The following is a 4,621-nucleotide window of genomic DNA, read 5'->3' on the forward strand; positions in this document are numbered from 1 at the left end:
TTGCCGGGTGGCGGCTGCGCCTTACCCGGCCTACGGGGGNNNNTTTGTAGGCCCGGCAAGCCTGCGCCGCCGGGCGATAGTGCTACGCTAATTTTGACTGTGCCCAGGCGATGCCGCTGGCGTATTCCGGCGGCAGCAGCGGGAGCAGGGCTTCGAGGGTGGCGCTCAGGCGGTCGGTGTCGGCATCATTGAGATTCAGATGCCCGACCTTACGACCCGGGCGCACCTCTTTGTCGTACCAGTGCAGATGCACCAGCGGCAGCTTCAGCCAGTCGTAGTTGAGATCGCTGCCGATCAGGTTGATCATTACCGACGGGCTGTTAATCACCGGTTGCGGCATCGCCAGCCCGGTAATGGCGCGCAGATGCAGTTCAAACTGGCTGATGGACGCGCCGTTCTGCGTCCAGTGCCCGCTGTTATGCACGCGCGGGGCCAGCTCGTTGATCAGCAGTCCGCCAGGGGTGACAAAGCACTCCATCGCCATCACGCCGACGTAATTGAGTTCATTCATTACCGCGCTGAGCATGGTTTCCGCCTGCGTCTGCTGGGCGGCGTTCGCCTGCGGGAAGGCCACGCTGGTACGTAAAATACCGTCCTGATGCAGGTTGTGCGTCAGGGGATAAAACACCGTGCTGCCGTCATGTCCGCGCGCGCCTACCAGCGATACTTCGCCGGAAAAATTAATGCCCTGCTCGACAATGCACTCGCCGTAGCAGTCATCCGGCAACTGGTCGGTATCGTCTGCGCGCAGACGCCACTGACCGCGTCCGTCATAACCGCCGACGCGGCGCTTGACGATCGCCAGCTCGCCCAGGCGATCAAACACGCCGGACCATTCATCGCGGCTGGCCAGCAACTGCCAGGGCGCGGTGGCAAGCCCGAGGGTGTCAAACAGCTGCTTTTGCGTCAGTCGATCGGCGATGATCGGGAATACATCGCGGTTGACGAACGCCGGGTGACGCGCCAGCTCGCGGGTGAGGGCGGTTTCCGGCCAGCGCTCGATTTCAGCGGTGATCACGCTTTGCGCGAAAGGCACCGCTTCCGGCTCCGCATCCAGTCCCACCGGCCATACGGCGATACCCAGCGGCTCACCGGCCTGGCGCAGCATCCGGCCCAGCTGACCGTTACCTAAAATACAGACCTGTTTCATGCTTCGCTCCGCGGATCCGGGTTATCCAGCACTTCATCCGTCTGGCTTTGACGCCACTCAACCAGGCGCTGATGCAGCTCGCGATCCTGAGTAGCGAGGATCTGCGCCGCCAGCAGCGCGGCGTTGGCGGCACCGGCTTTACCAATCGCCAGCGTGCCCACCGGAATACCGCGCGGCATCTGTACGATGGAGTAAAGACTGTCGACACCGCTTAACGCGGCGCTTTGCACGGGCACACCCAGCACCGGCACCAGCGTTTTCGCCGCAATCATGCCCGGCAGATGTGCAGCCCCCCCTGCGCCGGCAACGATCACCTGATAACCGTTCTGCTCTGCGCTTTCGGCGAAGCTGAACAGTTTGTCGGGGGTGCGATGGGCGGAGACCACTTCAACATGGTAAGAAACGTGCAGAAAATCGAGGATTTCAGTGGCGAACTGCATGGTTGCCCAGTCGCTTTTGGACCCCATCACGATGGCGATACGCGCCGGATTATTGCGGGAAGACATGCGCCTTAAAACTCCTGTGGGTGTGCTTCAGACTGCTTTTAAGGCCACAGAGAATAGCATGGATAATTAGCAAGGAAAACGGTTGCGTAACGCGGTAAAGGTCAAATACAGGCGTTTTCTCAGAAGGGAAACGCGATCAGCTCAATATTGTCGGCGGTCACTTTCACCATTGAGCCTTCACTGTGCCAGGCGCCCAGCACATAACGACTGGCGGGTTCACCGTTGGCGGTCAGCGCGTGAATATCCGGGCGATGGGTATGACCGTGGATCAGATGCTGCACCTGATGCTTTTCCATCACCTTCACCACCGCCTGTGGGTTAACATCCATGATGGCCTGGGATTTAGTGCGGTTGGCGGATTTGCTGCCAGCGCGCATTTTCGCGGCGATGCGCGTGCGGATAAACAGCGGCAGGGCGAGAAACAGCTTTTGCAGCCAGGGCTGGTGGACTTTAGCGCGAAACGCCTGATAGCCCGCGTCATCGGTACACAGAGTATCGCCGTGCAGGATCAGCAGCCGTTTACCGTACAGCTCAAGGACTTTTTCTTCCGGCAGCAGCGTCATGCCGCTTTCCCGGGCAAAACGCTGGCCGAGCAGAAAATCACGATTGCCGTGAATGAAATACACCGGGATGCCGGAATCCGCCAGCGCTTTCAGCGCGGCGGCGATCTGCCGGTGCAGGGGATTGGGATCGTCATCGCCGATCCAGGCTTCAAACAGATCGCCCAGAATGTACAACGCGTCCGCTTCCCGGGCTGTACCGGTCAGAAAACGCAGAAAACCGGCGGTGATCGCCGGTTCTTCTGTTTGCAGATGGAGATCTGCAATAAAGAGTGTCGCCACCGATTACTCGCTGACGGTCACGCTTTTAATGATTACGTCTTCTTTCGGCACGTCCTGGTGCATACCGCTGCGGCCAGTAGAAACGGCTTTGATTTTATCAACCACGTCCATGCCTTCCGCCACTTCGGCGAATACGCAGTAACCCCAGCCCTGCAGGCTTTCGCCGCTGAAGTTCAGGAAGTCGTTATCAACCACGTTAATGAAGAACTGCGCAGTCGCAGAGTGCGGCGCCTGAGTACGGGCCATGGCCAGCGTGCCACGGGTGTTTTTCAGACCGTTGTTGGCTTCGTTTTTGATCGCCTCTTTGGTCTCTTTCTGCTTCATACCCGGTTCAAAACCGCCGCCCTGGATCATAAAGCCATTGATCACACGGTGGAAAATGGTGTTGTCGTAAAAACCTTCGCGGCAGTAGTCGAGGAAGTTTTTAACGGTTTCAGGTGCTTTATCATCAAAGGTTTTGATTACGATATCGCCGTGATTAGTGTGGAAAGTAACCATTGTTGCATCCTGTTCTGTTTGGTAAGTCGCGTAGACCCGGCAATGGGTCAGAGATAATCGCCTTTTATAGCATAACCCTGAGGTTCGATCACCTTGCAAAGGGTGCTGCTTCGCTGCCGAAATATGGTTATGATAAGAAAGATATTCTCCACACACGTCTAAACGGAATCTTCGATGCTTAAAATTTTTAATACCCTGACGCGCCAGAAAGAGGAATTCAAACCTATCCATGCCGGTGAAGTGGGCATGTACGTGTGTGGTATCACCGTTTACGATCTGTGTCATATCGGCCATGGCCGTACCTTTGTGGCCTTTGATGTGGTGTCGCGCTATCTGCGTTTCCTGGGCTATCAGCTGAAATACGTGCGTAACATCACCGATATTGACGACAAAATCATTAAGCGTGCCAATGAGAACGGTGAGGAATTCGTCGCGCTGGTGGATCGTATGATCGGCGAAATGCATGCGGATTTCGACGCGCTGAATATTCTGCGTCCGGACAGCGAGCCGCGCGCCACTCACCATATTCACGAGATCATCGATATCACCGCACGTCTGATTGAGCGTGGTCATGCTTATGTGGCTGACAACGGCGACGTGATGTTCTCGGTACCCACTGATCCGAACTACGGCAAGCTGTCGCGTCAGGATCTGGATCAGTTGCAGGCCGGTGCGCGCGTCGAAGTGGCGGACATCAAACGCAACCCGATGGATTTCGTACTGTGGAAAATGTCCAAGCCGGGCGAACCGAGCTGGAGTTCGCCGTGGGGCGAAGGCCGTCCGGGCTGGCATATTGAGTGCTCGGCGATGAACTGCAAACAGCTGGGCAACCATTTCGATATTCACGGCGGCGGCGCGGATCTGATGTTCCCGCATCATGAAAACGAGATCGCGCAGTCCACCTGCGCCCACGACGGCGAATACGTTAACTACTGGATGCACTCCGGCATGGTAATGGTTGACCGTGAAAAGATGTCGAAATCCCTCGGCAACTTCTTCACCGTGCGCGACGTGCTGAAGTATTACGACGCGGAAACCATTCGCTACTTCCTGATGTCCGGTCACTACCGCAGCCAGCTGAACTACAGCGAAGAGAACCTCAAGCAGGCGCGTTCCGCGCTGGAGCGTCTCTATACCGCGCTGCGCGGCACCGATAAAAACGTGGCTCCGGCAGGCGGCGAGGCCTTTGAAGCGCGCTTTATCGAAGCGATGGACGACGATTTCAACACCCCGGAAGCCTATTCGGTGCTGTTCGACATGGCGCGCGAGGTTAACCGCCTGAAAGCGGAAGATATCAACGCCGCGAACGGCATGGCCGCGCAGCTGCGTAAGCTTGCGGGCGTGCTGGGCCTGCTGGAGCAGGATGCAGAACAGTTCCTGCAAAGCGGCGCGCAGGCCGATGATGGCGAAGTGGCCGAGATCGAAGCCTTAATCAAACAGCGCCTGGATGCGCGTCAGGCGAAAGACTGGGCCGCCGCCGATGCGGCGCGCGATCGTCTCAATGAGATGGGGATCGTGCTGGAAGACGGCCCGCAGGGAACCACCTGGCGTCGTAAGTAAGTCAGTAACGCCCGGCGCCGCGTTGCTTGCCGGGCCTACAAATTGTGTTGTAGGCCGGGTAAGCA

At 57.7% G+C, this 4,621-nt stretch carries 5 protein-coding genes; 1 reads left to right on the forward strand and 4 read right to left on the reverse strand.

The genetic code is table 11. From position 1 onward, the window contains the following. Window positions 1-82 precede the first annotated feature (82 nt). From purK to ppiB, 4 genes are all read right to left on the reverse strand, one after another. Window positions 83-1,150, reverse strand: a complete 1,068-nt coding sequence (gene purK, locus QRD42_RS09990; RefSeq protein ID WP_072567614.1) for a 5-(carboxyamino)imidazole ribonucleotide synthase — start codon at window positions 1,148-1,150, stop codon at window positions 83-85. Beyond that, on the reverse strand, window positions 1,147-1,656 hold the full coding sequence (gene purE, locus QRD42_RS09995) for a 5-(carboxyamino)imidazole ribonucleotide mutase (RefSeq protein WP_321987006.1): 510 nt from the start codon (window positions 1,654-1,656) through the stop codon (window positions 1,147-1,149). Before purE ends, purK begins: the two co-directional genes overlap by 4 nt. A gap of 119 nt (window positions 1,657-1,775) precedes the next feature. Continuing rightward, the gene (gene lpxH, locus QRD42_RS10000; protein WP_321987007.1) at window positions 1,776-2,498 is read right to left on the reverse strand and encodes a UDP-2,3-diacylglucosamine diphosphatase; all 723 of its coding nucleotides are present in this window, start codon (window positions 2,496-2,498) and stop codon (window positions 1,776-1,778) included. Between the two features lie 3 nt (window positions 2,499-2,501). Continuing rightward, entirely contained in the window at window positions 2,502-2,996 is a 495-nt protein-coding gene (gene ppiB, locus QRD42_RS10005) for a peptidylprolyl isomerase B (protein WP_072567617.1), read from the reverse strand. Window positions 2,997-3,170: 174 nt separating this feature from the next. Between ppiB and cysS the strand changes: the two genes are divergently transcribed. Next, window positions 3,171-4,556, forward strand: coding sequence for a cysteine--tRNA ligase (gene cysS / locus QRD42_RS10010; protein WP_321987008.1), 1,386 nt, complete (start codon window positions 3,171-3,173; stop codon window positions 4,554-4,556). Window positions 4,557-4,621: the final 65 nt, after the last annotated feature.

The sequence above is a fragment of the Enterobacter sp. PGRG2 genome (genome assembly GCF_030291195.1).
Classification (GTDB): Bacteria; Pseudomonadota; Gammaproteobacteria; order Enterobacterales; family Enterobacteriaceae; genus Enterobacter_D.